We start from the raw sequence: 26179 nt of genomic DNA on the forward strand, positions 1-26179 counted from the left end.
CTCCGCATCATGAATCAAGTCAGAAAAGCCGATCCCAACAACAAGACCGTTGCGGAAAACCGCAAGGCGCGGTTTTCCTATGAGGTGCTCGACACGATCGAGGCCGGCCTGGTGCTGACCGGTACGGAAGTGAAGTCGCTGCGTCAGGGCCAGGCCAATATCCAGGACAGCTATGCCTCGGTCGAGGGCGGCGAGATTTGGCTGATCAACTCCTATTTGCCGGAATATCTGCAGGCCAACCGCTTCAACCACGAGCCGCGCCGACGCCGCAAACTCCTGCTCAACAAGCGCGAGATGGCCAAGCTGTCGCAGAGCGTCGACCGCGAAGGCATGACGCTGGTGCCGCTGAAGATCTATTTCAACGACCAAGGGCGGGCGAAGGTGCTGCTCGCCGTCGGCCGTGGCAAGAAGCTGCACGACAAGCGTGAGACCGAAAAGCAGCGCGACTGGTCGCGCGAGAAGGGCCGGCTGCTGAAAGAGCGAGGGTGAGCAGAGGTCCGCGAAGCGGACGAAAAGCCAGTGATTTGGCTTTTCGAGCGACGAACGCCCGGAGCCATGGCGGAGGGCAGGGCGGACCAATAGGGATAGGTCTCGTTTGAAAAACCGGATCGTCTCATGGGGGGCGGCCGGTCTGCTCCTGGTGGGCCTCGTCCTGGCCGGCGGCTATACCTACTTCCAGACATTTTCTCCGGATCGCGGCAAATATCCGGTCAGGGGCATCGACGTTTCCCATCATCAGCGGCAGATCGACTGGCGGCGTGTTGCAGCCGACGATGTCGCCTTCGCCGTTATCAAGGCAACGGAAGGCGGCGACCATGTCGACGATGCCTTCGCCGCCAATTTGCGTGCGGCCCGCGCCGCCGGCCTTGCCGTCGGCGCCTATCACTTCTTCACCTTCTGCAGGCCGGGTGCCGATCAGGCACGCAACTTCATCTCGGTGGTGCCGCGCGATCAGCCTTTGCTGCCGCCGGTGGTAGACATCGAGTTCGGCGGCAATTGCCCGCAGCGGCCAACTCCCGAACAGCTGAGCGCCGAACTCTCAGCCTTCCTCGGCCCGGTCGAAGCAGCGTTCGGCAAGACGGCGATCCTCTATGTGACCGAGGAGGCCGCGCAAGCCTATGCCGGGCAGGTAGCCGGCCGCCCGCGCTGGCTGCGTTCGCTGGCGCTGCGGCCAGGCCATGACGACTGGATTTACTGGCAGTACCACAACCGGGGCCGCGTCGACGGCATCAGCGGCGACGTCGACCTGAATGTTCTCCAAGGCGGGCCGGCGACGCTGGCCGCGTTGTTTGCCGCAGCGCCTGAAGCGACGGCGTCGGATTGACGCTATTCCTGTCCAGCGAGAGCACCCTCAGTGGGCGATGACGGGAACGACGAAGCCTTCGCCAAGGTGGCTATTCATATCGCAGGCGGCGCCGTGCTAAGTACATTTGATGCCGGAGCGCCCTTCATCAGCCAATGACAGCAACGCCCCGCCTGCTGCGACGGACGGTGGGGATCCCCGCCTGGCGTTTGTCTATGCGGAGGCGGTGCGTGGCCTCCAACACCAGCAGGGCGTGGTTGAAAGTCTCAATACGCGCGCTGGAAATCTGATTTTTGCAACTGCGTTCGCGAGTTCTCTCCTTGGAGGCAGGGCGCTCCTGGATGGCATAGGACCTTGGGACTGTCTGGCGCTGACATTGCTTTTTCTTATCGGACTGCTGGTCGCGATTATGGTGTGGCCATATTATAACTATACGTTCCGTTTCGATCCCGAGAAGCTGCTCCAGGATTTCGTCGATCAGCATCCTCCCGCAACCATGGATGGGATGCACCGAGCGCTTGCGCTGCGCATCAAATCCGACATGGCCAGCAATTGGCGGATCATCCAACGCCTGCGCGTCGCGCTGCAGCTTGCACTGTTACTATGGTTGCTGGATCTCTTGGCCTGGTTGTTCGCGATCACCCGAATCTAGGGCTTGTGCGCCGGCGGGCGTCGTCCGGCTCTCAGTCTTCAGAAAAGCTTCTATCTGACTGAAAACGTTGACGAACATGGCTTGCGTCAGTACGCCCGTATTGGTGTTGTAGCGCGAGCAATGATAGCTGGAAAACAGCGCGATGCCATTGGCCTGCTGCTGCCCACCATGCTGGAACGGATAGGCGGCGACGCGCTGGCCGAGCGCCCGCACGGTCGACTGGTGCGCGATCGAGCCCAGCGCCAGCACGGCGCGCAGGTTTGGAAATCGGGCGATCGTCGGTACCAGGAACGTCCGGCAGGTGGCTATCTCGGCACCAACCGGCTTGTTCTCCGGCGGCACGCAGCGCACCGCATTGGTAATCGCCGTACCGACAAGCTCCAGCCCGTCATCTGGTCGCGCTTTGAATTCGCCGCGCGCAAAGCCGTGCGCGATCAGCGTATTGTAGAGCAGATCACCGGCAAAATCGCCGGTGAAGGGGCGCCCCGTCCGGTTCGCGCCGCGGAGGCCAGGCGCCAGCCCGACGATCAGCAAGCGCACCGCATCCTCGCCTTCCGGCGGCAAAAAGGTCGGCACTGGCGCGTTGAACCAGGACGGCTCGCGCTGCCGCCACTCGGCGATGAAGTCGTGCAGCCGCGGACAAAGCGGGCAGTCGCGATCGGGTTCGGGAGAGGCGGCCAGGGGCGCGGTCAAGGCAACGACCGTCAATAGTCTTCCTCGTCGACTTCGGCCGGCTCGGACCGGCGTACCGGCCGCTCCGACGGATCGCGGCCGACTTCATTCTTGAGCGCCATCAAGTCGATGAAATGGTCGGCCTGGCGGCGCAGGTCATCGGAGATCATCGGCGGCTGCGATGCCATGGTCGAGACGATCGAGACCTTGCGCCCACGCCGCTGCAGCGCCTCGACCAGCGTGCGGAAATCGCCGTCACCTGAGAAGATGACATAATGGTCGACGACATCGGCGAGCTCGAGCGCATCGACGGTCAGCTCGATATCCATATTGCCCTTGATCTTGCGGCGGCCGGTCGAGTCGGTGAATTCCTTGGCTGGCTTGGTCACCACCTTGAAGCCGTTATAATCGAGCCAGTCGATCAGCGGCCGAATCGAGGAGTATTCCTGATCCTCGACCAGCGCGGTGTAGTAATAAGCGCGCAGCAGATAGCCGCGTTTCTGGAAGCTCGACAGAAGTTTGCGGTAGTCGATGTCAAAGCCCAGCGCGCGCGAGGTGGCGTAGAGATTGGCACCGTCGATAAAGAGAGCGATTTTTTCACGAGGATCGAACATGGAAAAATGTCCTTTTTCGAAATAAGCGGTCGTCTAAATGCGTGGCGACTATCGGCCGGTCTGATAATAGACCTGTTGGCCTTCATCGTTCGAGATAACGCCAGTTTTACGGCAATCCAAGGCACCATGCGGCACCGCAAGCAATTGTGATCGGCGCTGCGTCGTCGCAGGCGGCCCGCGTCAGAGCTGGGCACCGCCATAAAAGCTTGTATTTTGGCGGCGTTCGGGTTATGGACCGCGCCTGTTTTCCATCAAATCCAGGCATGAAAGGGGCAACTCATGGCCCGCGTAACCGTTGAAGATTGCATCGACAAGGTCGACAACCGCTTCGAGCTGGTGCTCCTGGCCGGCCACCGCGCCCGTCAAATCAGCCAGGGCGCGCAGATTACCGTACCTCGCGACAACGACAAGAATCCGGTCGTTGCGCTCCGCGAAATCGCCGACGAGACGCTATCGCCGGACGACCTCAAGGAAGATCTCATCCATTCGCTGCAGAAGCATGTCGAGGTCGACGAGCCGGAAGCCGATGGCGAGGCGATTGCCGACCAGACCGGCAGCACTGTTGCGGCCACCGATGCCGACGACGCCGAGGACAACGTCACCTTCGATCGCATGACCGAAGAAGACCTGTTGGCCGGCATCGAAGGGCTGGTACCGCCGGAAAAAAGCGACGATTATTGATCTTAGCAACAACTGCCGACACTTTCGCGTCGGCAGTTTCGTGGCTATCTATGACATGCGCCGTACGCCAGTGCGGCGCATGATTCATTTCAGCATTGCGAGATCCCGCCATGATGCGTCAGTATGAGCTTGTCGAGCGCGTCCAGCGCTACAAGCCTGACGTCAACGAGGCGCTGCTCAACAAGGCCTATGTCTACGCCATGCAGAAGCATGGCCACCAGAAGCGCGCCTCCGGCGATCCCTATTTCTCGCATCCGCTCGAAGTCGCCGCCATCCTCACCGAAATGCACATGGACGAGGCGACGATTGCCGTTGCCTTGCTGCACGACACGATCGAGGACACCACGGCGACCAGGGCCGAGATCGACGAATTGTTCGGTCCGGAAATGGGCAAGCTGGTCGAAGGACTGACCAAGCTGAAGAAGCTCGACCTCGTCTCGAAGAAGGCCGAGCAGGCGGAGAACCTGCGCAAGCTGTTGCTGGCGATCTCGGAAGACGTGCGCGTGCTTCTGGTCAAGCTCGCCGACCGCCTGCACAATATGCGCACCCTCGACCATGTGCCGGAAGCCAAGCGCCTGCGCATTGCCGAAGAGACGATGGACATCTACGCGCCGCTGGCCGGCCGCATGGGCATGCAAGGCATGCGCGAGGAGTTGGAGGAGATCGCCTTCCGCTTCATCAATCCCGAAGCCTACCGCGCCGTCACCGCGCGGCTTGCCGAAATTTTCGAGCGCAACAAGGGCGTGCTGTCCGAGATCGAGAAGGCACTGTCCACACTGTTCGACAAATATTCGATCAAGGCCGAGGTCAAGAGCCGGCAGAAGAAGCCGTGGTCGGTGTTCCGCAAGATGGAAGCCAAGGCGCTGTCGTTCGAGCAACTGTCCGACATTTTCGGCTTCCGCGTCGTTGTCGAGACGGTCGAGGACTGCTATCGCGCGCTCGGCGCCATCCACACCACCTGGTCGATGGTGCCCGGACGCTTCAAGGACTATATCTCGACACCGAAGCAGAACGACTACCGCTCGATCCACACCACCATCGTCGGCCCGTCGCGCCAGCGCGTCGAATTGCAGATCCGCACCTACCAGATGAACAAGATCGCTGAATACGGTGTCGCCGCTCATTCGATCTATAAAGATACCGGCGGCAAGATGAATGGTGCCGTCCATGCGATCTCGAAGGAGACCAATGCCTATGCCTGGCTGCGGCGCACCATCGAGCAGCTTGCCGAAGGCGACAATCCCGAGGACTTCCTCGAAAACACCAAGCTGGAACTGTTTCAGGACCAGGTGTTCTGCTTTACGCCGAAAGGCATGCTGATCGCGCTGCCGCGCGGCGCCACGCCGATTGACTTTGCCTATGCCGTCCACACCGATGTCGGCGACACTTGCGTCGGCGCCAAGGTCAATGGCCGCATCATGCCGCTGATGACGGAGCTGAAGAACGGCGACGAGGTCGAGATCATCCGCTCGAAGGCGCAGGTGCCGCCGGCGGCGTGGGAATCGGTGGTCGTTACCGGCAAGGCGCGCTCGGCCATCCGCCGTGCCACCAAGAACGCTATCCGCAAGCAATATTCGGGTCTCGGTATCCGCATTCTGGAGCGCGCCTTCGAACGGTCCGGCAAGACCTTCACCAAGGAAAACCTGAAGCCGGTGCTGCACCGGCTGGCGCGCAAGGACATCGAGGATGTGCTGGCCTCGGTCGGCCGTGGCGAACTCGCCTCCAGCGACGTCATGAAGGCGGTATTTCCTGACTACAAGGACGAGCGCGTCACGCTGGTCGCGCCCAAGCAGCGCGAGGAGGGCTGGTCGAAGATCCGCAACGCCGCCGGCATGCTGTTCCAGATTCCGGGCCGCGCCGCACGCAAGGACAAGAACCAGCCGCGTGACGATGCGGTGCCGATCCGCGGCGTGCGCGGCGATCTGCCGGTGCGCTTCGCGCCGGAGGGGGCAGTGCCCGGCGACCGCATCGTCGGCATCGTGCAGCCGGGAACCGGCATCACCATCTATCCGATCCAGTCGCCGGCGTTGCAGGCCTTTGACGACCAGCCTGAGCGCTGGATCGACGTGCGCTGGGATATTGACGAGCGCACCAAGGAGCGGTTCCCGGCGCGTGTCTCGGTCACCGCCATCAACGCACCGGGTTCGCTGGCCGACATTGCGCAGGTCGTCGCATCCAACGACGCCAACATCCACACCTTGTCGATGGTGCGCACCGCGCCCGATTTCACCGAAATGCTGATCGATCTCGAAGTGTGGGATCTGAAGCACTTGAACCGGCTGCTGTCGCAGCTAAAGGACAATTCGAGCGTCAGCGACGCGCGACGCGTGAATGGGTGAATAGTGAATAGTGAATAGTGAATAGTGAATAGTGAATAGTGAAAGAGGGTGCTCTCACTACTCACTACTCACTACCATTCACCATTCACCATTCACCATGGGCATGGAGCGAACGATGAACACCGATGAAGTGCTGGGCATTTTCCGCGAGGCCGGCGCCGTTCTCGAAGGGCATTTCATCCTGACGTCCGGCCTGCGCAGCCCGGTCTTTTTGCAAAAGGCGCGCGTTTTCATGCATGCCGACAAGACCGAGCGCTTGTGCAAGGCGCTGGCCGAAAAGATCCGCGCTGGCGTTCCCGGCAGGATCGACTATGTCGTCGGCCCAGCGATCGGCGGGCTGATCCCGGCCTATGAGACCTCGCGCCATCTTGGTGCGCCGGCGATCTGGGTCGAGCGGGAAGGGGGCGAATTCAGGCTCCGCCGTTTCGAAATCGCCAAGGGGTCGCGCGTTGTCATTGTCGAGGACATCGTCACCACCGGCCTGTCGATCCGCGAGACCATCGACTGCCTGCGCGGCCTTGGCGCCGAAGTCGTTGCCGCTGCATGCATTATCGACCGCTCGGCCGGCAAGACCGATGTCGGCGTGCCGCTGATCGCGCTCGCCGAATACGAGGTTCCGGCCTATCCGGCCGACAGGCTGCCGCCCGAGCTTGCCGCCATACCGGCGATCAAGCCGGGCAGCCGCAATTTATAACGGAGCCGCCGCCGTGATCACCGGCATCGATCATTTCGTGCTGACAGTTCGTTCGGTAGACGATAGCTGCGCCTTCTATCAGCGCGTGCTTGGCTTCAAGCGCCTCGACGAGCCGGACCGACCAACGGCGCTGCTGTTTGGAACGCAAAAGATCAATGTGCATGAGGTCGGGCGCACCTTCGAGCCGAAGGCCAAGGCGCCGACTCCCGGCTCTGGGGATTTCTGTCTCGTTGCCGCCCGGCCGCTCACCGAGATATGCGCCAGCCTCGCGGCCAACGGCGTAGCCATAGAGGTCGGCCCGGTCGAGCGTATCGGCGCCCGTGGCCCGATGATGTCGGTCTATTTCCGTGACCCGGACGGCAACCTCGTCGAGGTCAGCGAGTATCGTTCCTGAGTGGCGCTCCTCAAATTCGCCGCGATCATGCCCTGTTCAGAATGGCGATACCCAAGGCTGCCGCAGTGGCGACCGAGCGGATGCCGTCGGCCTCGTTGTTCTTCGGCTAGCACATCGCTATATCAAAGTCGTAGTTGCCTTTCGGTGACCGCAAAGCGCAGCATAGGGCTGTCGCGCCCCGGCTGGGAAAAGCCGGCGCGAAGCCATTGATGGAACTAGGAACAGGAACAGAGTGCTTTTTCGACGGCGCAAGCCTGATGGTTTTTTCGAGCGGGTGCGTACTTATTTGTGGCCGCGCCGCTCGTTCTCGCGCTCGCTGCGGTATTTTTCCAAGCGCATCCTGCGGCTTAGGGCCACGCCGCATGCCGTGGCCGCCGGTGTTGCGGCGGGCGTATTCGCGTCGTTTTTCCCGCTTGGCTTCCACTTCATCATTGCCGCCATGCTGTGCTGGCTGATCGCCGGCAATCTGGTGGCGGCAGCACTCGGCACGGTCTTCGGCAATCCCCTGACCTTTCCGCTGCTATGGGCCGCCTCCTGGGAGGTCGGCAAGCTGATCCTGCATGAACACCTGCCGGCGCATGGCCCACCCGCGCATCTCGGCGACATGCTGCATAATCTTTCCTTTGCGCAGTTGTGGGGACCGGTGCTTAAGCCGATGACCATTGGCGCAATACCGCTTGGCTTGGTTTTCGGCCTGCTGTTTTACGGCATTACCCGCTGGGGTATGGTCACTTTCCACGAGCAGCGCCGCAAGCGTCTGGCCGAAAGAGCCGCAAAGACCGGAAAAACCGGGCCGGAAGTTCCCGCCGAATGATTATCGGTATCGGCAGCGACCTCATCGACATCAGACGCATTGAGAAGTCGCTGGAACGTCATGGCCAGCGCTTCATCCAACGCATCTACACAGAGATCGAACAGGCGCGCTCCGAAAACCGCGCGGCGCGTGCGGCCTCCTATGCCAAGCGTTTCGCTGCCAAGGAGGCCTGCGCCAAGGCATTGGGCACCGGTCTGGCGCAGGGTGTGTTCTGGCGCGACATGGGCGTCGTCAACCTGGCCAGCGGCAAGCCGACCATGGCGCTGACCAACGGGGCGGCAGCGCGGCTGGACGAAATCCTGCCTGAAGGGCACCGCGCCGTGATCCACCTCACCATCACCGATGATTTTCCGCTCGCTCAAGCCTTTGTGATCATTGAAGCGTTGCCGGTCGAAGAAGCGCCACATTGATTGCATCTGACGACCGGCATGACGTTGCCCAGCGCGCGCCGAGACTCTATACCATCCAACGCACAATCGAGGACGACATGAGCGTGGCTGAAAAAACCCAGAAGAAATCCGGCGGACTTGGCGAAACCGTCAGCGTCATCGTCCAGGCCCTGCTGCTTGCGCTGGTCATCCGCACGCTCCTGTTCCAGCCGTTCTCGATCCCGTCCGGTTCGATGCGGCCGACTTTGCTCGAAGGCGACTATCTCTTCGTCACCAAATGGTCTTACGGCTTCTCCCGCTACTCGCTGCCGTTCGGGCCGAACATCTTTTCGGGCCGCATCTGGGGCTCCGAGCCGAAGCGCGGCGACGTGGTGGTGTTCAAGTTTCCGCCGGACCCTTCCGTCGACTATATCAAGCGCGTCGTCGGCCTGCCGGGCGACAAGATCCAGGTCAAGGATGGCCAGCTCTTCATCAATGACGTCGCTGTGCCGCGCGTCAAGGTCGGGCAGATCGACAACCACGACATCACCGAGGAGAACGGGCCGGTCGATGTCTATCGCGAGACGCTGCCGAACGGCGTCACCTACGACACGCTCGACCTGACACAGGCTTCGATCGGCGACAACACCAAAGAGTTCAAGGTGCCGCCCGGTCACTATTTCATGATGGGCGACAATCGCGACAACTCGTCCGACAGCCGCTTCACCGTCGGCTTCGTGCCGGAAGAGAATTTGGTCGGCCGCGCCAACCTCATCTTCTTCTCGATCGGCGGAAGCGCCAGCCCGCTCGAAATCTGGAAATGGCCGTCGCAGATGCGAGCCTCGCGCCTGTTCCATTTCGTCAATTAGGACCATGGCGGCGACAAAACGGCTGACCGCAGATGCGCTCGCCGAGGCGCTCAAGGAGCGCACCGGCCACAGTTTTGGCGACCACCAACGCCTGCAGCGGGCGCTGACCCATGCCAGCGCTCGCGGCAGTCATGCCGGTATCGACTACGAACGTTTCGAATTCCTGGGCGACCGCGTTCTCGGCCTTGTCGTTGCCGATATGCTGCTGGCGGCATTTCCCGACGCCGCCGAGGGTGAGCTGTCGCTCAGATTGAACGCCCTGGTTAACGCCGAGGCCCTGGCGGAAATCGCCGAGGAGATCGGCCTGCCGGAACTCATTCGCGCCGGTTCGGACGTACGCGGCCTCGATGGGCGCAAGCGCGTCAATCTGCGCGCCGACGCACTGGAATCGCTCATCGCCGTGCTCTATCTCGACGGCGGGTTGGAAGCGGCCCGTGCCTTCATCCACAGGTACTGGCAACCGCGCTCACAAGCCATCGACGCCGCCCGCCGCGATGCGAAGACCGAACTTCAGGAATGGGCGCATCAGGCGGCAGGCGCGGTGCCGGTTTACATAATCGACAGCCGCGAGGGACCGGACCACGATCCGCTGTTCACCGTCAGCGTCAAGGTCGGCGCCTATCCGCCAGCGACCGGCAGCGGGCGCTCCAAGCGCGAGGCGGAGCAAGCTGCAGCCGCGGCACTTCTGCAGCGGGAAGGCGTCTGGCTCAATCAAGGGAGTGCCGCATGACCGCCACCGAAGCTCCGGCAACAGAAGCTCCCGCTACCCGCTCCGGCTTCGTCGCGCTGATCGGCGCGCCCAATGCGGGGAAATCGACGCTGGTCAACCAATTGGTCGGCGCCAAGGTATCGATCGTGACGCACAAGGTGCAGACCACGCGCGCCATCGTGCGCGGCATCGCCACCCACAACAACGCGCAAATCGTCTTCGTCGACACGCCGGGCATATTCAAGCCGAAGCGCCGGCTGGACACTGCGATGGTGACCACAGCCTGGGGCGGTGCCAAGGACGCCGATATCGTGCTGCTCTTGATCGATGCCGAGCGCGGCATCCGGGGCGATGCCGACGCCATCCTCCAGCGGCTGAAGGATGTCCGGCAGCCGATGGTGTTGATCCTCAACAAGGTCGATCGGGTCAAGCACGAGACGTTGCTGGCATTGTCGGCGGCAGCCAACGAAAGGGTGCCGTTCAAGCGCACCTTCATGGTTTCGGCGCTGACCGGGTCCGGCTGCAAGGACCTGCTCGACTATCTCGCCGAGACCTTGCCGGCCGGACCTTGGTACTACCCGGAAGACCAGATCTCCGACCTGCCGATGCGCCAACTCGCGGCCGAGATCACCCGCGAAAAGCTCTATCTCAGGCTGCATCAGGAACTGCCCTATTCCTCCCACATCGAGACCGAAAAATGGGAAGAGAAGAAGGACGGCTCGGTGCGCATCGACCAGACCATCTATGTCGAGCGCGACAGCCAGAAGAAGATCGTGCTCGGTCATAAGGGCGAGACGATCCGCGCCATCGGCCAGGCCGCGCGCATGGAAATATCAGGCATACTCGAGCAGAAGGTGCACCTCTTCCTGTTCGTCAAGGTGCGCGAGAACTGGGGCGACGATCCCGAGCGCTACCGTGAAATGGGGCTCGAATTTCCGCACTGAGCCTGTTTGGGCGATCCGCCGAGCGGCCTGTTGGCCGCCTCAGGATTACCCAAGTGCCAGCGACACGCCGTCGGCAAGATGTTCGGCATCGGAGGCGTTTTCGAAGGGGATGCCCGTTCTTGCATGGTCGAGCGGCGAGAAATTGGAGCCGTCAGCGCTGATCAGCGCAGTCTGGCGCCTTGCCGCCTGCATCTCGCCCAGCTGAGCGTAACAGGCGGCAAGCCGGGTGCGGATCCATGGCCTCGGTCGCGTCGCCAGCTCCAGCGCCTCGGCAGCCGTGCGGTATTCGCCCAGCATGTATAGCGCGAGCGCGCGATCGTACTGATACCAATGAGGGTGCAGCGGGTTGATGCGGATGGCGCGTGCCAGCCAGGCGAGCGCGTCGAGCGGCCGGCAGCGCATCGTCAACAGATGCCCCATCTGCTCGATACAGTCCGCGTCGCCCGGATTGAGCTCGAGCGCGATGCGCAAATGATGCTCGGCCGCCTCGTGCTCACGCATATTGAGCCGTACCAGCGACTGGATGCGGTGTGCCGTTGCCTGGTCCGGCGACAATGCGATGCCCCGGTCGGCCAGGTCGCGGGCCTTCGTCAGAACGGCGTCGCTGGTGGGTCCGAATTCGCTGTTAAGCACATGCGACAGCGCCAGATAGGTGTAAGCGAGGCCATAGGCCGGGTCTCTGACGATCGCAGCATGTAGCCGCGCTTCGATACGGTCCGTATAGTTTCCTCGCCGAGCACCTTGCGGATCTCGCGAATCGACTGCGTCAGCGAATCCTCGGTGACGAAAACACCCGGCCAGACCGCATCCATCAGTTCCGACTTCGGCACCACACGGCCGATATGGCGGGCGAGATGCGTCAGCAATGCGTAGGCTTTCGGCCGCAGGAAGGCCGGCTGTTCGGCCCGGCCGAGCGTACCTTTGCCCAGATCGAGCGTGAAACCGCCAAACTGAAAAACCTGGTCAGTGGCCGAACCCGCCATCGAGACGGCCCGCTCCCTGAAGCCGTGCCTTTATTGGCCTACGGCTGGAGGGCTGGGTCAAGGTCTGTCGCCGCCGAAAGCGGCTTTTGATTTGGGCGCCGCAAATTAGACGGTGCCAGCGAGGGTGGGCTGCGTTGCCGACCTGCGGACGAAGCTTTCGGTACCGTAGAAGACAACGATGGCGACGGCAGCCACCGCCCAGATCGCAACACCGATCCATTGCTGCTGCACATGGTCGGCGTCGATGAACACCTTGCCCAGGAAGCGCACGCTGTTCTGATGGGTGACATGCATGAGAATGGCGAGAAGCACACTGCCGGTGTTCTGATAGAGCCAGGTGAACACCACTGCCGCCAGCACGACGTTGATCGTGCCGTAGACGCTGAGATCGCCGACCAGGCCGAGCGGAAAATGCCAGATTGCCCAGATCGCGCCGAGGATCAGGCTTCCGGCCAGCGCTGAATGGCTGGCCATCAGCCGCGGTGTCGCAAAGCCGCGCCATCCCGGCTCTTCGCCAAGCGGGCCGCTGAAGACCGCATACAGCGCGATGATCGGCAGTATCTCAGTGACAGCAGGAATGTTGCTCCAGACCGGCGTCGCCGAGCCGAACAGCGGATTGACCAGGATCGAGGCAAGCTGCGTGCCGAATGGCAGGCCGAATGCCACCAGATACCACAGCGGAGATACCCGCCACTTCACCACGGAAGCGAGAATGGCCTTGACCGAAGCCCAGCCTCCGGAAAGGGCTGCGACAACGAATCCGGAGACCATCGGGCCGAAGGTAAACCAGGGAATGCTATCGCCATTCGACAGGTAGAACGGGATGAAGGCAAACCAGCTCAGGGCAAGCGCCAACGAAAAGAAGGCAGCCAACTGATGCTGCCGCACCAGGTGCAGGAACGAAGTCATGTCAGTCCTCTCACGGGCAGATGACAATGAGAGGTCGCCGGGCTGCCCAATCGGTCGACTTGCATTTTTTACAGCCGGCCGAATCATTCCGGGAGGCTATGCGTGGACCACGTCGGTCGACCCGTTTCTTATTGGCACCGGCGCGACCCGAAATCCTGAGCGGGTTCTGAGAAATTTCCGATATTTCATGCAAAATCGGTCAGTTAGATCGGCTGGAGCACCTGCCGACACTGCGACCGTGCGTGGTTCCCGTTTGTCGTCTCTCCGTCATACACCCTGCCTATAGGCTGTGCGAAAGACCCGCTTCCGAGCAAACCGGAACAGGCGGGCAAACAGCCAGATTAGGACATGACCGGGACTTGGAATCGCATCGACCCCATCCGTCAGATCGAGTTTGCAAACGCCGTCGCTGTTGAGATCGAGCGCGTGCTGGCGCGGCAAGGCAAGGTGACGAACAGCGATGCGGTCGTCGCAGCGGGCAGGGTCGCCGGGGCCGTTGCCGCCGCCGTCGCCCTGCTTGCGCCGACCGACATCAGGGCGATCGACACCATGCAGGAAAGATTGCCCGGCATGGCGTCGCGGTTCGTGCGGATATTGGCGGCCGAAGCGACGGAACGCCGTACCCGGACGCCTCTGTCGACGGCGCACGAAGGCCAAGGGGCAGACATCCAACCCCTGGCCGGAACGGGCGACCTCGACGCGATGCGGGTCGAGGACTGGGCCGGTCGGGTCGCCGGGTCGACCTTCCTGCAGGAAAATCTCGGCATATCGCGCTCGACCCTGCATCGCTGGCAGCGGAGCGGCACGGTCGTTGCGTTGCGCACCGGTGGCCGCAAACATGTATTTCCTCTGGCGCAGTTCGTCGACGGCAGGCCGGCTCCGGGTATCAACGAAGTGTTATCCGCGATGCCCGATCCGCGGCGTGCCTGGTCGTGGCTGGTCGGCCCTGCGCCCGGCCTTGCCGGACGTATTCCCATTGAAATGCTCAAACAGGATCTGGTGGCGGAAGTCGTTCTTGCCGCACAGAACGCAGCGATGGCGAAGTTGGCTTGATTTTCGCCGCCAACGTTAGAAGTCTATTCCAAAAAATAACACGTAAAAGGAATGTCAACCGGACTATGACCGGTTTGCCGGCTAATGGAATAAGTATAGTTTCATACAATTGTGACAATGTCTCGTTTGTGCCGGGAGCAAACGTGAATAAAATATGAAGTGATATTTGTGCAACATGGATTTCTTCTGTTATTCAAACATTGATTATTTTTGGAATCGTCATTGAGACTGGAATGCGGATGAGTATGTTCGCCGCCTGAAGAGGGGGTGCGGTGCGCGCCTTTTTCGACGTGGGTGAGGCGTTCAGCCGTTCAACCCATGAATCCAAAGCCATTTTTAACTTTGACTGGAGAGGTCAGAAAATGAATATCAAGAGCCTTCTTCTCGGCTCAGCCGCGGCATTCGTCGCGGTCTCCGGCGCGCGCGCCGCCGACGCTGTTGTGGTCGCCGAGCCGGAACCCGCTGAATACGTCAAGATCTGCGACGTCTACGGCGCCGGCTACTTCTATATCCCCGGCACCGAAACCTGCCTGCGCATCGGCGGCTATGTCCGCTATGACGCCAGCTTCGGCGACGGTGGCCGCGTTTTCGACGGCGCGACGACCCACGACCTTATGGACGGTGACGAACAGCAGACCTGGAACAAGAATGCCCGCTTCAATTTGAAGACGTGGACCGGCCAGGAAACCGAGCTCGGCACGTTGAAGACCTACACCGAGACCCGTTTCAACTTCGGCAATACCAAACACACCGTGAGCGGTGTTGATTTCAGCGTGCAGGACAACAAGGCGGTTACCCTGAACTTCGCCTGGATCCAGCTTGGAGGTTTCCGCGTCGGCAAGGATGAAACTGTCTATGATTCGTTCATCGGCTACGCCGGCAACGTCGTCCAGGACACCATCATCCCGTACGGCACCAAGGACACCAACCTGATCAGTTACTATTTCGACGGCGGTAACGGCTTTACGGCAGTCGCCTCGGTCGAAACAGGCTCCGGCGCTGACCAGTCGATCGACAGCTACGTTCCGTTTGTCGTCGGCGGCGTGAAATACAAGGGTGACTGGGGTGCGATCACCGCCGTCGGCGCCTATAACAGCACGTCGGAAGAATGGGCCGGCAAAGCTCGCCTCGACGTCAAGCCGATTACTGACCTGACCCTGTTCGTGATGGCGGGCTACGGCAGCGACGACAACGTTGCAAAGAACTTCTACAAGCCGTGGACTGGCAACTTTGCCGTCTGGGGCGGCGGCAGCTATGCCGTCAACAAGAAGACCTCTTTGAACGCCCAGGTCTCCTATACCGACGACAAAGATTTCGCCGTTGCGGCCAATGTCGCCTACACCATCGTTCCTGGTTACACGATCACCGCCGAAGTCGATTATTACGACAATTTCGATGCCGACGATGCCGACGCAATCGGCGGCATCTTCCGCTTCCAGCGCTCGTTCTGATCAAACGACGATCTCGCCAAAACGGCCCGTAGCGATACGCTACGGGCCGTTTTGGCTTGCGGCGGATAAGTCGCTCATCTTGATTTCGCCATGCAACCGGTGACAAGCTCTGGTCATGGAATGGCGCGACGAGGGAATCATTCTCGGCACCCGCAAGCATGGCGAAACCAGCGCCATTCTCGAGGTGATGACACGTGCGCATGGCCGCCATCTCGGTCTCGTGCGCGGCGGCCGTTCGCGCAAGCAGCAGCCGGTCTTGCAGCCCGGCAACCGCGTCGACCTGTTGTGGCGGGCGCGGCTCGACGAACATCTCGGCACCTTCCAGGCCGAGGCCATCGAAATGAACGCCGCCCGGCTGATGGACAGCGCCGTTGCCGTTTACGGCTTGCAGACAATGGCCGCGCATTTGCGTCTTCTGCCCGAGCGCGATGCCCATCGCGGTCTCTATGAGACGCTCGCGGTCATGATCGCCCATCTCGACGATGCCGATGCCGCCGGCGAGCTGGTGGCCCGCTTCGAGCTGCTGGTTCTCGACGAACTCGGTTTCGGCCTCGATCTCAGCCAGTGTGCGGCGACCGGCACCAGGCAGGACCTTGCCTACGTCTCGCCGAAATCCGGCCGCGCCGTGTCGCGGGCGGCGGGCGCGCCGTGGCGCGACAAGATGCTGGCGCTGCCTGCCTTCCTGCAGCGCGGTTCGGGCCTGCGCGCCGATCCGGCGGCGATCGACGACGCCTTCCGGCTGACCGGCTTCTTTTTGACCCGCCATGTCTACGAGCCGCGCGGTATCGAACCACCCGGCGCCCGCGCCGGCTTCCTCGCCGCCTTGCGCAAGCATTATGCGGGCGGCAAGGCATTTGCCGGGGAAACCGCCATCGGCGAAGCCATCAGGTGAGCGAAATGGAACTCCTATCCCGGTCGGGTTTCGCTGCTCGGCCTCGACATCATTTGACGCGGCCGATCACCCCAGGGACCGGCGAGGTGGTGTGCGAGGGCAAAGTGGTGCACAAGGGCCGCACGCTGGCGGTTTCGGAAGCGGCGCTGAAGGATGCCAACGGCAAGCTGCTGGCTTTCGGCACCGAAACGTGCTCGATCTTTCCGGCGGCCAATCTGGCGGCACGTTGAATGGACCGGCCGTCTGGCCGCCGCATTTGAATGTCACTGAACATTGAATGTCAGTGACGACTGGCCTGGTTTGGGGGAACCGCCATGTTTGAAAGCCTGATTGGCCTCGTCGCCATCATCGCGCTGTTCGTCATCATTTCACGCCAGCAGAGCCGTATCGGCCTGATCGAGCGCGAGCTTGGCGCGTTGCGCAGCCTCGTGCTTTCGGGCGCGCCTGTCCTGCCGCCGCAAGCCAAGGAACCGGCTGCAAACGACAGCAAACCGGCGGATAGCGCAATCCCGCCGGCGGCGGCAGCCGACATGGCCGCATCGCCAGGGGCCGAGACCGCAGCGGTCGCATCAGCTGCAGAGGCAGAAGCCGATACCGCGGCGCCGTCCGCACCGGAGCCGGCGCAACCGGCGGCAGCGGCGAAAGCCGCCCGCCAATCCGACGTCGAAACGGCGCTCGGTACCCGCTGGGCGGTCTGGGTCGGCGGCATCGCGCTGGCGCTGGGCGGCCTGTTCCTGATCCGCTACACGATCGAGGCCGGCATTTTCGGGCCAGGCGTGCGGCTTTTCATGGCGGCGGCACTTGGGCTGGCGCTGGTCGGCGGCGGCGAGTTCATCCGGCGCACCGGCTTCAGGGTGCCGGTGCAAGGTGCCGCCGGTGCCTATATCCCGGCGATCCTGACAGCGGCCGGCGCCTTCATCCTGTTCGGCACGGTCTACGCCGCGTACAGCATTTACGGTTTCATCGGCCCGGCGCTCGCTTTCACGCTGCTCGGCGCCATCGGCGTGGCGACGATCGCGGCAAGCCTGGTCCACGGTCAGGCGCTGGCCGGCGTCGGCCTGCTCGGCGCCATGGTGACGCCGCTACTCGTCGCCTCGCAGGCGCCCAATCCGTGGGCGCTGTTTGGCTATCTGGCGATCGTGCTCGCCGCCACCGGCGTCATTGCCCGCATCCGCGACTGGAGGCTCTTGATGGCCGCAGCCTTCGTCGCCACGGGCATCTGGACCATCTTCTACATGACCGAAGCGCCGGGGACGAACCTTTCCGTCATCCTCTTTATCGACGTGGTGACACTGGCCGTGCTCGCCTTCGTTTGGCTTGGCCGTCGCAGCGAAGCGGTCGCCGACACCGGCTTCGACTGGCCGTCGATCGCGCCGGGGTTCTTCGTCGCTCTTTCAGCGCTGGCCCTGTTCGTCGATCCGGTCTTTGCCGCCGCCGGCGATGCCTTGCAGGGAGCAGCCCTTATCGTAGCCCTGGTGGCGATAGCGCTCTACCGGCCGCGAGCGCTTGCACTGCTGCACGCCGCCGGGCTGGCGACGGTGCTGGTCTATCTCGGCATCATTCCGCCGACCACGGTCGCCGCCGATTTTTCGGGCGGCGCTCTCGGTGTCGATGGCGTGCCGGTTGTGGCGTCTGATGCCTTGATGCTCAGGATCGGCATCGCGCTGGGCCTGGTCTTCATCGGCGCCGGCTTTTGGGCAGCGCGCCGTTTTGCGGCTCCTGGCTGGCTGCGCGCCGCCACATGGGCGGCCTGGAGCGCTGTCGCGCCACTGGTCATCCTGCTGGCGCTCTGGTTCACCTTCGGCAATCTCGACCGTGACCTTGCTTATGCGGCCGCAGCGGCCGTTTTGGTCGGGATCTTCGTCGCCGGCGGCGAATGGATAGCGCGCGGCGAAGCGCCGCCGCTGACCGGCGGCGCTGCCGTCTCCTTCGCGCTCGCCGGCGCGGCGATCGCCGGCCTGCTGATGCTGCACATGGCCTTTGGCTCCGGCTGGACAACCGTCCTGCTCGGAGCAGCCGCCGTTGTGCCGGCACTGGCGACGCGCTGGCGTAGCTATCCGGTGCTTGGCTGGATTTCGGTCGGTGCGGTGATCGCAGTGCTCGGCCGTGCCGCCTTCGACCCGACCATCGTCGGTGCCGAGTTCCTGTCGAAAACACCCGTGTTCAACTGGCTGCTGCTCGGATATGGCGTGCCGGCGCTCGCCTTCGGCTTTGCCGCCTGGCAACTCGCCCGCACAACCAATGGCCGGCCGCGCCTCGCCATGGAGGCCGGCGCCGCGCTGTTTGCTCTGCTCGCCGTTGCCATGCTGGTGCGTCATGCCATGCATGGTGGCGTCATCGACAGCGGCTCGATGACACTTGCCGAACAGGCGATCTATACGCTGATCGCCATCGGCGCCGGTGCAATCCTGGTCGCCATCGACATGCGCTCGCCAAGCTCGGTGCTACGTTACGGCTCGATGGCTGCTGGGGTGCTCTCGGTCGCCTTCATCGTCATCCGGCATTTTGTGGTGCTGAACCCGCTGCTGACGGATGAATCGACCGGCGGCATTCCGGTGTTCAACCTTCTGTTCCTCGCCTATCTGTTGCCGGCAGTCGCGACAGGCGCACTGGCGCTCTATACCCGCGACAAGCGGCCGAAATGGTATGCGGCCATGCTTGCGGTTGTGGCGGCGGTGCTCGCCTTCGTCTATGCCACGCTGTCGGTCAGGAGGCTGTTCAAGGGCGAGTTCATCGGCCTGTGGAGCGGCCTCGGCCAGCTCGAGACCTATACCTATTCGGCGCTCTGGTTGGCCATCGGCGTGGTGCTGCTCACCGCCGGTGTCTGGCTGAAGTCGCAGGTGCTGCGCATAGCGTCTGCGGCGCTGATCGCGGTCGCCGTGCTCAAGGTCTTCGTCTTCGATATGTCGGAGTTGGAAGGCGTGTTGCGGGCGCTGTCCTTCATCGGCCTCGGCGCGGTGCTCATCGGCATCGGCTTGTTTTATCAGCGGCTGCTGACAAGGGCGGCGAAAGAAAAGCTCGAGACGAGCAATAGCTGACGATTTCAATTTGGCCGGGAATAAAGCTGGCATCGGCAGCGTTATTCAGTTGCTTGGGTGACCGGGGCGGCGGACCGCTTCGCGCTGGCCGCTTGCGCCGCGCCGCAAAGGCGCGTTCAATCACCACGGACAGGGGCTCCAGAACCAGCGGTCATGGACGAAAAGAAGGCAGCAATCCTTGGTGAAATACCGCGTTTGCGCCGCTATGCACGCTCGCTGTTGCGCGACCGCGATTCCGCCGACGATCTCGTCCAGGATTGTCTCGAGCGGGCGCTTGTGCGGCTCGACAATTGGCAGACAGGAGAAAGCCCCAGGAGGTGGCTGTTTACGATCATGCATCATTTGTTCATCGACCAGATGCGCAAGGTGAACCGGCGCGGCGAGGCGGCGATGCTGCCGCTCGAGGCAAGCGAGGCGCAGGCAGCACCCGCCGAGCAGGTCGAGAGCATCGCCTCGCGCGAGATCGTCGACGCGCTGCAGGCGATCAGCCCTGACCGGCGCGCGGCACTTGTGATGGTCGCCATCGAAGGGTTTTCCTATGCCGAAGCCGCCAACATCCTTGGGGTTCCCGCCGGCACCTTGATGTCCCGCATCGCGCGCGGGCGTGAGGAACTGCGCGCGCTGCTGGATGATACCGCGCGCCGCCGCTCGATAAGGATCGTCGAGAAATGAGCCGGCGCGATTTCTCCGAACGCGACATCCACATGGCTCTCGATGGCGAGTTGCCGGGCGACGAGCGGACGGCCTATGAGGCATGGCTCGAGGCCAATGCCGAGATGAAGGCCAAGAGTGCACGCTACGCCGCCGACCGGGCAGCATTGCGCGCAGCCTTTAACGGCGTGCTGGACGAACCCGTACCGGTGCGGCTGAACAAGGTGGTGCTTGGCGAGGCGTCGGTGGTCAGAGCGGCGCCGTCGCGCTCGCGTTGGTGGCTTGCGGTCGCCGCTGCCGCCATGCTGGTGATTGGCGGTGCTGGCGGCTATCTTGCCGGCATCGGCGGCCTCGGCCTGGAAAATACGGCCGAGGACCAGCTTGCCGAAGAAGCGATCGCCGCCCACGTCATCTATGCCGCCGAAAAGCGGCATGCGGTGGAAGTGCCGGCAAGCGACAAGGATCATTTGCAGAGCTGGTTGTCGAACCAGGTGGGTTTGAAGCTCGTCGCGCCGGATCTGGCAGCGCAGGGATTCCAACTGGTCGGTGGCCGGCTGCTGCCTGCCGGCCAGGGCAAGGCCGCGATGCTGCTTTACGAGGACGACAAGGGCGCGCGCATTTCGCTCTTCGTCACCGCCGAATCGGCTGCCAAGGCCAAGGGCACCTATGGGTCGGAAGAAGATGGTCCTGCGGCTGTCTACTGGCTGGACAAGGGTTATGGCTGCGCCGTCGTCGGCTCGCTGCCGCGCGAGCGGCTGGCCGCGGTGGCCAAGAGCGCCTATGGCCAGCTTCTGGCGGCCTTGCAAAGCTGAGCAGGATCTCATTTTTCCGGAGCCGCGCCGATGCCGAAACACGGAGGTCGCTCAAAGCCTTTGCGCGACCTGCCTGCTGTCAAAACTGTCACAATTCGGCCCTAATCGAGGTGCGATAGCGCTTGCTTAATGCTGGCACTTCGGCTGGTGTGACCGATGTTTAGACTAGGGTCGTTTCCACAACCCAATCGAGGTTTTCTGAGCCCGCATGCCTGCCGAGATTCGCAAGGCCCGCGCGTCCGACGTCGATGACCTCGCCGCCATCGAAAAAGCTGTTTTCTCGAGCGACCGCATTTCTCGCCGTTCCTTTCGCCAACTGATCGAACGCGACACCGCCGAACTGCTGGTTGGCGAAAGCGATGGCCGCGTCGCCGGCTATGCAGTCGTGCTGTTTCGCAAGGGCAGCGGCGTCGCGCGGCTCTATTCGATCGCCGTCGGTCCATTTTTCGGCGGCCGTGGCGTTGGCCGCCTTCTGCTGGAAGAGGCCGAGACCGCTGCTTTCGAGCACGGCCGCATGATGCTTCGTTTGGAAGTCCGCGAGGACAACCCGCGCGCGATCCAGATCTACGAGCGGAGCGGCTACCGCAAGATCGGCCGCGAACCGGACTATTACGAGGATGGCGCCACGGCGCTGCGCTATGAAAAGACCTTGCGTGGCGACATTCCGGTCGCCACCGAAGTGCCGTTTTATCAGCAGACTTGCGAATTCACTTGCGGACCATGCTGCCTGATGATGGCGATGGCTTACTTCGGCCCCGGCTTCGTGCCGGACCCGGTGATGGAAATCCGGCTGTGGCGTGAGGCGACGACCGTTTTCATGATGTCCGGCCCCGGCGGCTGCGAGCCGTTCGGGCTGGCCGTCGCCGGCTATGAGAGCGGGCTTGCTGCTGAGATCTATGTGTCCTTCTATGGCGCGCTTTTCCTGCAATCGGTGCGCAGCGAAGACAAGCGCCGGGTGATGGAGCTGGCGCAGGTCGACTTTCGCCGCCGCGCGGAACTTTACGGCATCCCGGTGAATTACCGTTCATTCGGGCTTGACGACATTCGCACCGCGATCGCAGAGGGAAAACTGGTACTGGTCCTGATCAGCGGCTTCCTGATGTTCGGCAAGAAGGTTCCGCACTGGGTATTGGCCATTGGTGACGATGGCGATCATATCCTGATCCACGACCCCTGGGTCGAGGACGAGCGGCAGGAGACGATCCTCGATGCTGCCAACATTCCCGTGCCTTACGGCATCTTCATGAACATGGCGCAATTCGGCCGCGACGGATTGCGCGCCGCCATCACTCTCGGAAAGCGCGACAGCCAATGACCTGGGTCATCCTTACCGGCCGGCAGAACGATCTCGACCAGGTGGCGACGCCGCACAAGATTATCACCAATCGCGACTACCTTGCCCATCCGGCACTGTTTCGCGGGCAGCGGCCGAAGGTCATCAACCTATCGAACAATTACGGCTACCAGAGCCGCGGGTATTACGCCTCGCTGCTCGCCGGTTCGCGCGGCCACAAGGTCATCCCGACGGTCGAAACGATGATCGACCTGTCGGAGCGCAAGCTCTATGAGCATGCGTTGCCGGAACTCGAACTCGCACTCAACAAGTGCCGCAAGGATTTGGGCGGCGCTTTCCCGCAGAAGGTCTGCATTTTCTTCGGCATAGGACCGTCCAGGATCTGGGACCGCTTCGCCAAGCTGCTGTTCGACTGGTTTCGTGCCCCGGCGCTCGAGGTCCACATCAGGGACAGCGCCGAATGGGCCTCGATCCGCAAAATTGGCTTCCATCCCCTGGCCAGGATGACCGAGGACGAGGAAACGCACTTTCTCCAGTGCCTGGAGACCTACACCAACCGCGAGTGGCGCGACACCAAGGGCCGCACGCCGGCGCGCTACACTTTCGCCACGCTGGTCGATCCGCATGAGGAACTGCCGCCGTCGGAGATTTCGTCGCTGCGCCACTGGGCCAAGATCGCTGAAAAGATGGGCGTCGAAATCGAGCCGATCACCAAGCGGGATCTGGCCAAGCTCGCCAACTACGACGCGCTGTTCATCCGCGAGACCACCTCGATCTCCAACCACACCTACCGCTTTGCCCGCCGCGCCCAGCAGGAAGGCATGCCGGTCATCGACGATCCGCTGTCGATGATCCGCTGCACCAACAAGGTCTATCTCAACGAGCTGATGACCTACAACAAGGTACCGGTGCCGCCGACGGTGATGATAGCCGGCATCTCGGATCTGGAAGTTGCGGCGCAGACGCTGGGCTTCCCCCTGGTGCTGAAGATCCCGGACTCCTCGTTTTCGCGCGGCGTCAAGAAATGCGGCACCTTCGAAGAGTTAAAGACGCTCGCAACCGAATGGCTGGAGGATTCCGACCTCCTGATCGCGCAAAAATTCATTCCGACGGAATATGATTGGCGCGTCGGTGTCCTCGGCGGCCAACCCTTGTTTGCCGTCCATTATCTGATGGCCAAGAAGCATTGGCAGATCGTCAATCATAAGGCCAACGGCAAGCCCGACCAGGGCGGCATCAAGACCTTCACCCTGAAGGAAGCGCCGGCCCATGTCGTCGAGACGGCGGTGAGCGCGGCGCGCTGCATCGGCGACGGCCTCTACGGAGTCGACCTCAAGGAGACCAGGGACGGCGTCTTCGTCATCGAGGTCAACGATAACCCCAACCTCGACCACGGCTGGGAAGACTCCGGCGAAAAAGACGAGGTCTGGGTGCGGCTGACGCAGTGGTTCCTGGAGCGATTGGACCGGCCGGGCCGATGACATCCGAATTGAGGGGAAAAAGATGCTGTTCTTCGTAACCGAGGATTTTCGCGGCTGCGACCGTAAGGAGATCTACCGCCGTTTCCGCGACCAGGGCCGCCTGAAGCCGGACGCGCTGCTCGTGCACCACAGCTGGATCGCAGCGGATATGAGCCGCTGCTTCCTGCTGGTGGAGGCCGATGACGTCACACTCCTGCAGCGGTGGGTCATCGAATGGGCGGATCTGGTCGAATTCGAGATCGTTCCCGTGGCGACGAACAAGGATATGGTGGAGGCGTTGAGCGGACATCTCTGACCTGCGCGCGCTTCGACGAGGTATATCCAGACATTGTATTGATGGCAGATGTCCAGGCTGAGCCGATGACTGGCTCGCCCGGCTGTCGCACTTAGCCGGATTGCCTGATCGTCGCGTTCGACTTCAGCAGCCGGTTGATGTCCGACGCTTTCGATGGCACGCCGATCAAATAGCCCTGGGCCTCGACGCAGCCCTCCTTTTGCAGGAATTCAAGCTGCGCTTCGGTCTCGACACCCTCGGCGGTGACGGTGATGCCCAGCTGTGCGCCAAGCCCGATGATGGTGCGCACGATCGCCGCGGTATCGCGACTGTCGATGTCACGGGTGAAAGAGCGATCGATCTTGATCTTGTCGACGGGAAAGCGCCTGAGGTAGCCGAGCGAGGAATAGCCGGTGCCGAAATCGTCCAGCGCTATGCGGACACCCAGATCGCGCAGCTGCCTCAGTGTCTTGAGCACCAGATCGCTCTCGTCCATCAGCACCGTTTCGGTGATTTCCAGTTCAAGCCGGTTGGCCGGCACGCCCGAGAACGCCAGCGCCGAGATGACGCTGCGGGCAAAGGTGCCGCTTTTGATCTGCACGGCGGAGACATTGACTGCGATGCGCAAAGGCGCCCAGCCTGCCGCGGTCGTGCAGGCTTTCCGCAGCGCCCATTCTCCAAGCGGCACGATCAGCCCGGTCTCCTCGGCGGCCGGAATGAAGTCGTCCGGACGCACCAGGCCGCGCACTGGCGAACGCCAGCGCATCAAGGCTTCGGCACCGACGATTTCGCCGGAGGCGATGTTCATGATCGGCTGGAAATCCAGCTCGAATTCCCGGCGCGACAGCGCCGCCCTGAGATCGATTTCGAGCGCCCGGCGCGCGCGCACCATCGCATCCATGGCTGGTTCGAAGAAACGGTAGAGGTTGCGCCCTTCGCTCTTTGCCCGATAGAGCGCCATATCGGCGTTTTTCAGCAAAGTGTCGGTGTCCTTGCCGTCATTCGGAAACAGCGCGATGCCAACACTGATGCCGACGCGCATGTCGTGTCGCTTGTCGCGAAACGGCTTTCCGATGATCTCGACGATGCGTTTGGCCAGTTTTTCCGCATCGCCCGGGCTTTTGAGATTGAACTGGATTATGACGAATTCGTCGCCGCCGAAGCGAGCGACAACGTCCGTTTCATTGCGCAGGCACCGTTGCAGCCGTTCGGCCACGCATTTCAGCAGCCAGTCGCCGGAAGGGTGGCCCCAAGTATCGTTGACCGCCTTGAAGTGATCGAGGTCGAGCGAGAATATCGCCAGCGATCCGTCTTTCGTCTCGCTAAGGGCTTGGTCGAGCCGTTCGCGAAGCATCGAGCGATTGGGCAGGTTGGTCAGTGTGTCGTGATGCGCAAGGTGGGTCATGCGCTCTTCCACGCGCCTGCGCTCGGTCACGTCGTCGAATGTCGCGACCCAGCCGCCGCCGCTCATCGGCCGGCGTGCAACCAGCAGCGTTCTGCCATCGGCAAGATGGCGATGCGTTACGTGTGTTTTGCCCGCCCGCAGGCAGGCTTCGATTTGCGAAATTTCGCTGTCGGGGTCGAGCTTTGTGTAAATGCCCAGTTCCAGCAGCCGCTTAAAGGCATCACGGTGGCTCATGCCAAGCGGGAGGTCGGCCGGCCTGACATGGTAAAGTTCCAGAAAACGTTCGTTGCGCACGATCAGCTTGCCGTCCGCGTCGTACATCAAAAGTCCTTGCGACATGTTGGCAAGTGCCGCGTCGAAACGGCGGTGCTGCTCCTTCAACTCCTGCTCGGCGCGCCGTTGCTCGGTGATATCCTCGTAGATCGATACCCAACCGCCCGACGCCAGCGGCCGGTGCGAAATGTTGACGATACGCCCGTCTGCAAGCGTTTCCTCATAGGTGGAAGGTTTTGCCTGGTCGATATAGGGCTTGCGAATGGCATAGAGTTGCTCAGCGCTTTGCGAGGCGATGCCGATGTCCACGCTGTGCTGGAGGATGTCGAAAAACCGGATGCCGGGCCGTACCACTTCGGCGTCGAGGCGAAAGATACTGATGTAGTTCCTATTGCAGATGATCATCCGTTCATCGGCATCGAACATGCACAGGCCATGCGACATGTTCTCGACCGCTGCCGAAAAACGCTCGTTCTGTTCGCGCAGTTCGTCTTCAATCCGTTGCGGCAGACCAACGCCTTTGACCCGTCGTCGGCGGACGGACGAACCTGCCTTGATACCGGCAACGGGCATGTAGCGCGCCTATGGACCGTGGTTAACCACGGCACTC

Annotated in this window: 28 protein-coding genes; 22 read left to right on the plus strand and 6 right to left on the minus strand. The window is 62.2% G+C overall.

What is annotated here, in order from left to right:
* Positions 1–9: 9 nt before the first annotated feature.
* The 3 genes from smpB to NKH71_RS17405 all read left to right on the plus strand — a co-directional run bounded on the left by smpB (position 10) and on the right by NKH71_RS17405 (position 1955).
* Positions 10–489, plus strand: coding sequence for an SsrA-binding protein SmpB (gene smpB, locus NKH71_RS17395; RefSeq protein WP_023719895.1), 480 nt, complete (start codon positions 10–12; stop codon positions 487–489).
* A gap of 106 nt (positions 490–595) precedes the next feature.
* On the plus strand, positions 596–1324 hold the full coding sequence (locus NKH71_RS17400; protein WP_352788936.1) for a GH25 family lysozyme: 729 nt from the start codon (positions 596–598) through the stop codon (positions 1322–1324).
* A gap of 109 nt (positions 1325–1433) precedes the next feature.
* The gene (locus NKH71_RS17405; protein WP_352588687.1) at positions 1434–1955 is read left to right on the plus strand and encodes a hypothetical protein; all 522 of its coding nucleotides are present in this window, start codon (positions 1434–1436) and stop codon (positions 1953–1955) included.
* Here the strand turns inward: NKH71_RS17405 and NKH71_RS17410 are convergent.
* On the minus strand, positions 1905–2663 hold the full coding sequence (locus NKH71_RS17410) for a uracil-DNA glycosylase (protein ID WP_245278617.1): 759 nt from the start codon (positions 2661–2663) through the stop codon (positions 1905–1907). The genes NKH71_RS17405 and NKH71_RS17410 overlap by 51 nt on opposite strands.
* Complete coding sequence (locus NKH71_RS17415; RefSeq protein ID WP_023719891.1) at positions 2660–3241, minus strand: LabA-like NYN domain-containing protein; 582 nt, start codon at positions 3239–3241, stop codon at positions 2660–2662. Before NKH71_RS17415 ends, NKH71_RS17410 begins: the two co-directional genes overlap by 4 nt.
* Before the next feature lie 279 nt (positions 3242–3520).
* On the opposite strand from NKH71_RS17415, the gene rpoZ reads away from it, so the two are divergent.
* The 9 genes from rpoZ to era all read left to right on the plus strand — a co-directional run bounded on the left by rpoZ (position 3521) and on the right by era (position 11053).
* The gene (gene rpoZ, locus NKH71_RS17420; RefSeq protein WP_352481861.1) at positions 3521–3922 is read left to right on the plus strand and encodes a DNA-directed RNA polymerase subunit omega; all 402 of its coding nucleotides are present in this window, start codon (positions 3521–3523) and stop codon (positions 3920–3922) included.
* Positions 3923–4032: 110 nt separating this feature from the next.
* Entirely contained in the window at positions 4033–6261 is a 2229-nt protein-coding gene (locus NKH71_RS17425) for a RelA/SpoT family protein (protein ID WP_352588684.1), read from the plus strand.
* 115 nt (positions 6262–6376) lie between these two features.
* Positions 6377–6955, plus strand: coding sequence for an orotate phosphoribosyltransferase (gene pyrE, locus NKH71_RS17430; protein ID WP_023719888.1), 579 nt, complete (start codon positions 6377–6379; stop codon positions 6953–6955).
* A gap of 13 nt (positions 6956–6968) precedes the next feature.
* Entirely contained in the window at positions 6969–7349 is a 381-nt protein-coding gene (locus tag NKH71_RS17435; RefSeq protein WP_352481860.1) for a VOC family protein, read from the plus strand.
* Positions 7350–7581: 232 nt separating this feature from the next.
* Complete coding sequence (locus tag NKH71_RS17440; RefSeq protein ID WP_352494847.1) at positions 7582–8163, plus strand: DUF2062 domain-containing protein; 582 nt, start codon at positions 7582–7584, stop codon at positions 8161–8163.
* Positions 8160–8573, plus strand: a complete 414-nt coding sequence (gene acpS, locus NKH71_RS17445; protein WP_023719885.1) for a holo-ACP synthase — start codon at positions 8160–8162, stop codon at positions 8571–8573. The genes NKH71_RS17440 and acpS overlap by 4 nt, the downstream gene beginning before the upstream one ends.
* A 77-nt stretch (positions 8574–8650) precedes the next feature.
* A complete protein-coding gene (gene lepB, locus NKH71_RS17450; protein ID WP_023719884.1) occupies positions 8651–9400 on the plus strand; it encodes a signal peptidase I in 750 nt (249 codons plus the stop codon).
* Between the two features lie 4 nt (positions 9401–9404).
* A complete protein-coding gene (gene rnc / locus NKH71_RS17455; RefSeq protein WP_031194250.1) occupies positions 9405–10130 on the plus strand; it encodes a ribonuclease III in 726 nt (241 codons plus the stop codon).
* Positions 10127–11053, plus strand: a complete 927-nt coding sequence (era, locus tag NKH71_RS17460; RefSeq protein ID WP_352588681.1) for a GTPase Era — start codon at positions 10127–10129, stop codon at positions 11051–11053. Before rnc ends, era begins: the two co-directional genes overlap by 4 nt.
* A gap of 45 nt (positions 11054–11098) precedes the next feature.
* On the opposite strand, the gene NKH71_RS17465 is transcribed toward era, so the two are convergent.
* The 3 genes from NKH71_RS17465 to NKH71_RS17475 form a co-directional block, all read right to left on the minus strand.
* A complete protein-coding gene (locus tag NKH71_RS17465; RefSeq protein WP_352788931.1) occupies positions 11099–11686 on the minus strand; it encodes a tetratricopeptide repeat protein in 588 nt (195 codons plus the stop codon).
* Positions 11644–12036, minus strand: a complete 393-nt coding sequence (locus tag NKH71_RS17470) for a winged helix-turn-helix domain-containing protein (protein ID WP_352588676.1) — start codon at positions 12034–12036, stop codon at positions 11644–11646. Before NKH71_RS17470 ends, NKH71_RS17465 begins: the two co-directional genes overlap by 43 nt.
* A gap of 105 nt (positions 12037–12141) precedes the next feature.
* Positions 12142–12945 carry a CPBP family intramembrane glutamic endopeptidase gene (locus tag NKH71_RS17475; protein WP_023719880.1) on the minus strand — a complete coding sequence of 268 codons (804 nt, stop codon included), beginning with the start codon at positions 12943–12945 and terminating at the stop codon, positions 12142–12144.
* A 348-nt stretch (positions 12946–13293) separates the two neighbouring features.
* On the opposite strand from NKH71_RS17475, the gene NKH71_RS17480 reads away from it, so the two are divergent.
* The 10 genes from NKH71_RS17480 to NKH71_RS17525 all read left to right on the plus strand — a co-directional run bounded on the left by NKH71_RS17480 (position 13294) and on the right by NKH71_RS17525 (position 23912).
* A complete protein-coding gene (locus NKH71_RS17480) occupies positions 13294–13998 on the plus strand; it encodes an antitoxin Xre/MbcA/ParS-like domain-containing protein (protein ID WP_352494848.1) in 705 nt (234 codons plus the stop codon).
* 362 nt (positions 13999–14360) lie between these two features.
* The gene (locus NKH71_RS17485; protein WP_352481853.1) at positions 14361–15449 is read left to right on the plus strand and encodes a porin; all 1089 of its coding nucleotides are present in this window, start codon (positions 14361–14363) and stop codon (positions 15447–15449) included.
* A 115-nt stretch (positions 15450–15564) separates the two neighbouring features.
* Positions 15565–16341 carry a DNA repair protein RecO gene (gene recO / locus NKH71_RS17490; protein WP_352788928.1) on the plus strand — a complete coding sequence of 259 codons (777 nt, stop codon included), beginning with the start codon at positions 15565–15567 and terminating at the stop codon, positions 16339–16341.
* A gap of 5 nt (positions 16342–16346) precedes the next feature.
* Positions 16347–16571, plus strand: a complete 225-nt coding sequence (locus NKH71_RS17495) for a PaaI family thioesterase (protein WP_352494851.1) — start codon at positions 16347–16349, stop codon at positions 16569–16571.
* An 84-nt stretch (positions 16572–16655) separates the two neighbouring features.
* The gene (locus tag NKH71_RS17500) at positions 16656–19379 is read left to right on the plus strand and encodes a DUF2339 domain-containing protein (protein ID WP_352895199.1); all 2724 of its coding nucleotides are present in this window, start codon (positions 16656–16658) and stop codon (positions 19377–19379) included.
* Positions 19380–19532: 153 nt separating this feature from the next.
* Positions 19533–20051, plus strand: coding sequence for a sigma-70 family RNA polymerase sigma factor (locus NKH71_RS17505; protein WP_023719875.1), 519 nt, complete (start codon positions 19533–19535; stop codon positions 20049–20051).
* Positions 20048–20842, plus strand: a complete 795-nt coding sequence (locus NKH71_RS17510) for an anti-sigma factor family protein (RefSeq protein ID WP_352481851.1) — start codon at positions 20048–20050, stop codon at positions 20840–20842. The genes NKH71_RS17505 and NKH71_RS17510 overlap by 4 nt, the downstream gene beginning before the upstream one ends.
* A gap of 208 nt (positions 20843–21050) precedes the next feature.
* Positions 21051–22157 (plus strand): peptidase C39 family protein, encoded by a 1107-nt coding sequence (locus tag NKH71_RS17515; RefSeq protein ID WP_023719873.1) that lies wholly within the window; start codon positions 21051–21053, stop codon positions 22155–22157.
* Positions 22154–23617: a RimK family ATP-grasp domain-containing protein gene (locus NKH71_RS17520; protein WP_023719872.1), complete on the plus strand. Its 1464-nt coding sequence runs from the start codon at positions 22154–22156 to the stop codon at positions 23615–23617. The genes NKH71_RS17515 and NKH71_RS17520 overlap by 4 nt, the downstream gene beginning before the upstream one ends.
* A gap of 22 nt (positions 23618–23639) precedes the next feature.
* Positions 23640–23912: a DUF3303 domain-containing protein gene (locus NKH71_RS17525; RefSeq protein WP_023719871.1), complete on the plus strand. Its 273-nt coding sequence runs from the start codon at positions 23640–23642 to the stop codon at positions 23910–23912.
* A 91-nt stretch (positions 23913–24003) separates the two neighbouring features.
* On the opposite strand, the gene NKH71_RS17530 is transcribed toward NKH71_RS17525, so the two are convergent.
* Positions 24004–26142 carry a putative bifunctional diguanylate cyclase/phosphodiesterase gene (locus NKH71_RS17530; RefSeq protein WP_352481847.1) on the minus strand — a complete coding sequence of 713 codons (2139 nt, stop codon included), beginning with the start codon at positions 26140–26142 and terminating at the stop codon, positions 24004–24006.
* Positions 26143–26179: the final 37 nt, after the last annotated feature.

The sequence above is a fragment of the Mesorhizobium sp. M0983 genome (assembly GCF_040318975.1).
GTDB lineage: Bacteria > Pseudomonadota > Alphaproteobacteria > Rhizobiales > Rhizobiaceae > Mesorhizobium.

Bases quoted from the DNA above. Each gene is read 5' to 3' on its own strand.
- smpB (WP_023719895.1), top strand. From the start codon at position 10: ATGAATCAAGTCAGAAAAGCCGATCCCAACAACAAGACCGTTGCGGAA.
- NKH71_RS17405 (WP_352588687.1), top strand. From the start codon at position 1,434: ATGCCGGAGCGCCCTTCATCAGCCAATGACAGCAACGCCCCGCCTGCT.
- NKH71_RS17415 (WP_023719891.1), bottom strand. From the start codon at position 3,241: ATGTTCGATCCTCGTGAAAAAATCGCTCTCTTTATCGACGGTGCCAAT.
- rpoZ (WP_352481861.1), top strand. From the start codon at position 3,521: ATGGCCCGCGTAACCGTTGAAGATTGCATCGACAAGGTCGACAACCGC.
- NKH71_RS17425 (WP_352588684.1), top strand. From the start codon at position 4,033: ATGATGCGTCAGTATGAGCTTGTCGAGCGCGTCCAGCGCTACAAGCCT.
- pyrE (WP_023719888.1), top strand. From the start codon at position 6,377: ATGAACACCGATGAAGTGCTGGGCATTTTCCGCGAGGCCGGCGCCGTT.
- acpS (WP_023719885.1), top strand. From the start codon at position 8,160: ATGATTATCGGTATCGGCAGCGACCTCATCGACATCAGACGCATTGAG.
- lepB (WP_023719884.1), top strand. From the start codon at position 8,651: ATGAGCGTGGCTGAAAAAACCCAGAAGAAATCCGGCGGACTTGGCGAA.
- rnc (WP_031194250.1), top strand. From the start codon at position 9,405: ATGGCGGCGACAAAACGGCTGACCGCAGATGCGCTCGCCGAGGCGCTC.
- era (WP_352588681.1), top strand. From the start codon at position 10,127: ATGACCGCCACCGAAGCTCCGGCAACAGAAGCTCCCGCTACCCGCTCC.
- NKH71_RS17470 (WP_352588676.1), bottom strand. From the start codon at position 12,036: ATGGCGGGTTCGGCCACTGACCAGGTTTTTCAGTTTGGCGGTTTCACG.
- NKH71_RS17475 (WP_023719880.1), bottom strand. From the start codon at position 12,945: ATGACTTCGTTCCTGCACCTGGTGCGGCAGCATCAGTTGGCTGCCTTC.
- NKH71_RS17480 (WP_352494848.1), top strand. From the start codon at position 13,294: ATGACCGGGACTTGGAATCGCATCGACCCCATCCGTCAGATCGAGTTT.
- NKH71_RS17485 (WP_352481853.1), top strand. From the start codon at position 14,361: ATGAATATCAAGAGCCTTCTTCTCGGCTCAGCCGCGGCATTCGTCGCG.
- recO (WP_352788928.1), top strand. From the start codon at position 15,565: ATGGAATGGCGCGACGAGGGAATCATTCTCGGCACCCGCAAGCATGGC.
- NKH71_RS17495 (WP_352494851.1), top strand. From the start codon at position 16,347: ATGGAACTCCTATCCCGGTCGGGTTTCGCTGCTCGGCCTCGACATCAT.
- NKH71_RS17500 (WP_352895199.1), top strand. From the start codon at position 16,656: ATGTTTGAAAGCCTGATTGGCCTCGTCGCCATCATCGCGCTGTTCGTC.
- NKH71_RS17505 (WP_023719875.1), top strand. From the start codon at position 19,533: ATGGACGAAAAGAAGGCAGCAATCCTTGGTGAAATACCGCGTTTGCGC.
- NKH71_RS17510 (WP_352481851.1), top strand. From the start codon at position 20,048: ATGAGCCGGCGCGATTTCTCCGAACGCGACATCCACATGGCTCTCGAT.
- NKH71_RS17515 (WP_023719873.1), top strand. From the start codon at position 21,051: ATGCCTGCCGAGATTCGCAAGGCCCGCGCGTCCGACGTCGATGACCTC.
- NKH71_RS17520 (WP_023719872.1), top strand. From the start codon at position 22,154: ATGACCTGGGTCATCCTTACCGGCCGGCAGAACGATCTCGACCAGGTG.
- NKH71_RS17525 (WP_023719871.1), top strand. From the start codon at position 23,640: ATGCTGTTCTTCGTAACCGAGGATTTTCGCGGCTGCGACCGTAAGGAG.
- NKH71_RS17530 (WP_352481847.1), bottom strand. From the start codon at position 26,142: ATGCCCGTTGCCGGTATCAAGGCAGGTTCGTCCGTCCGCCGACGACGG.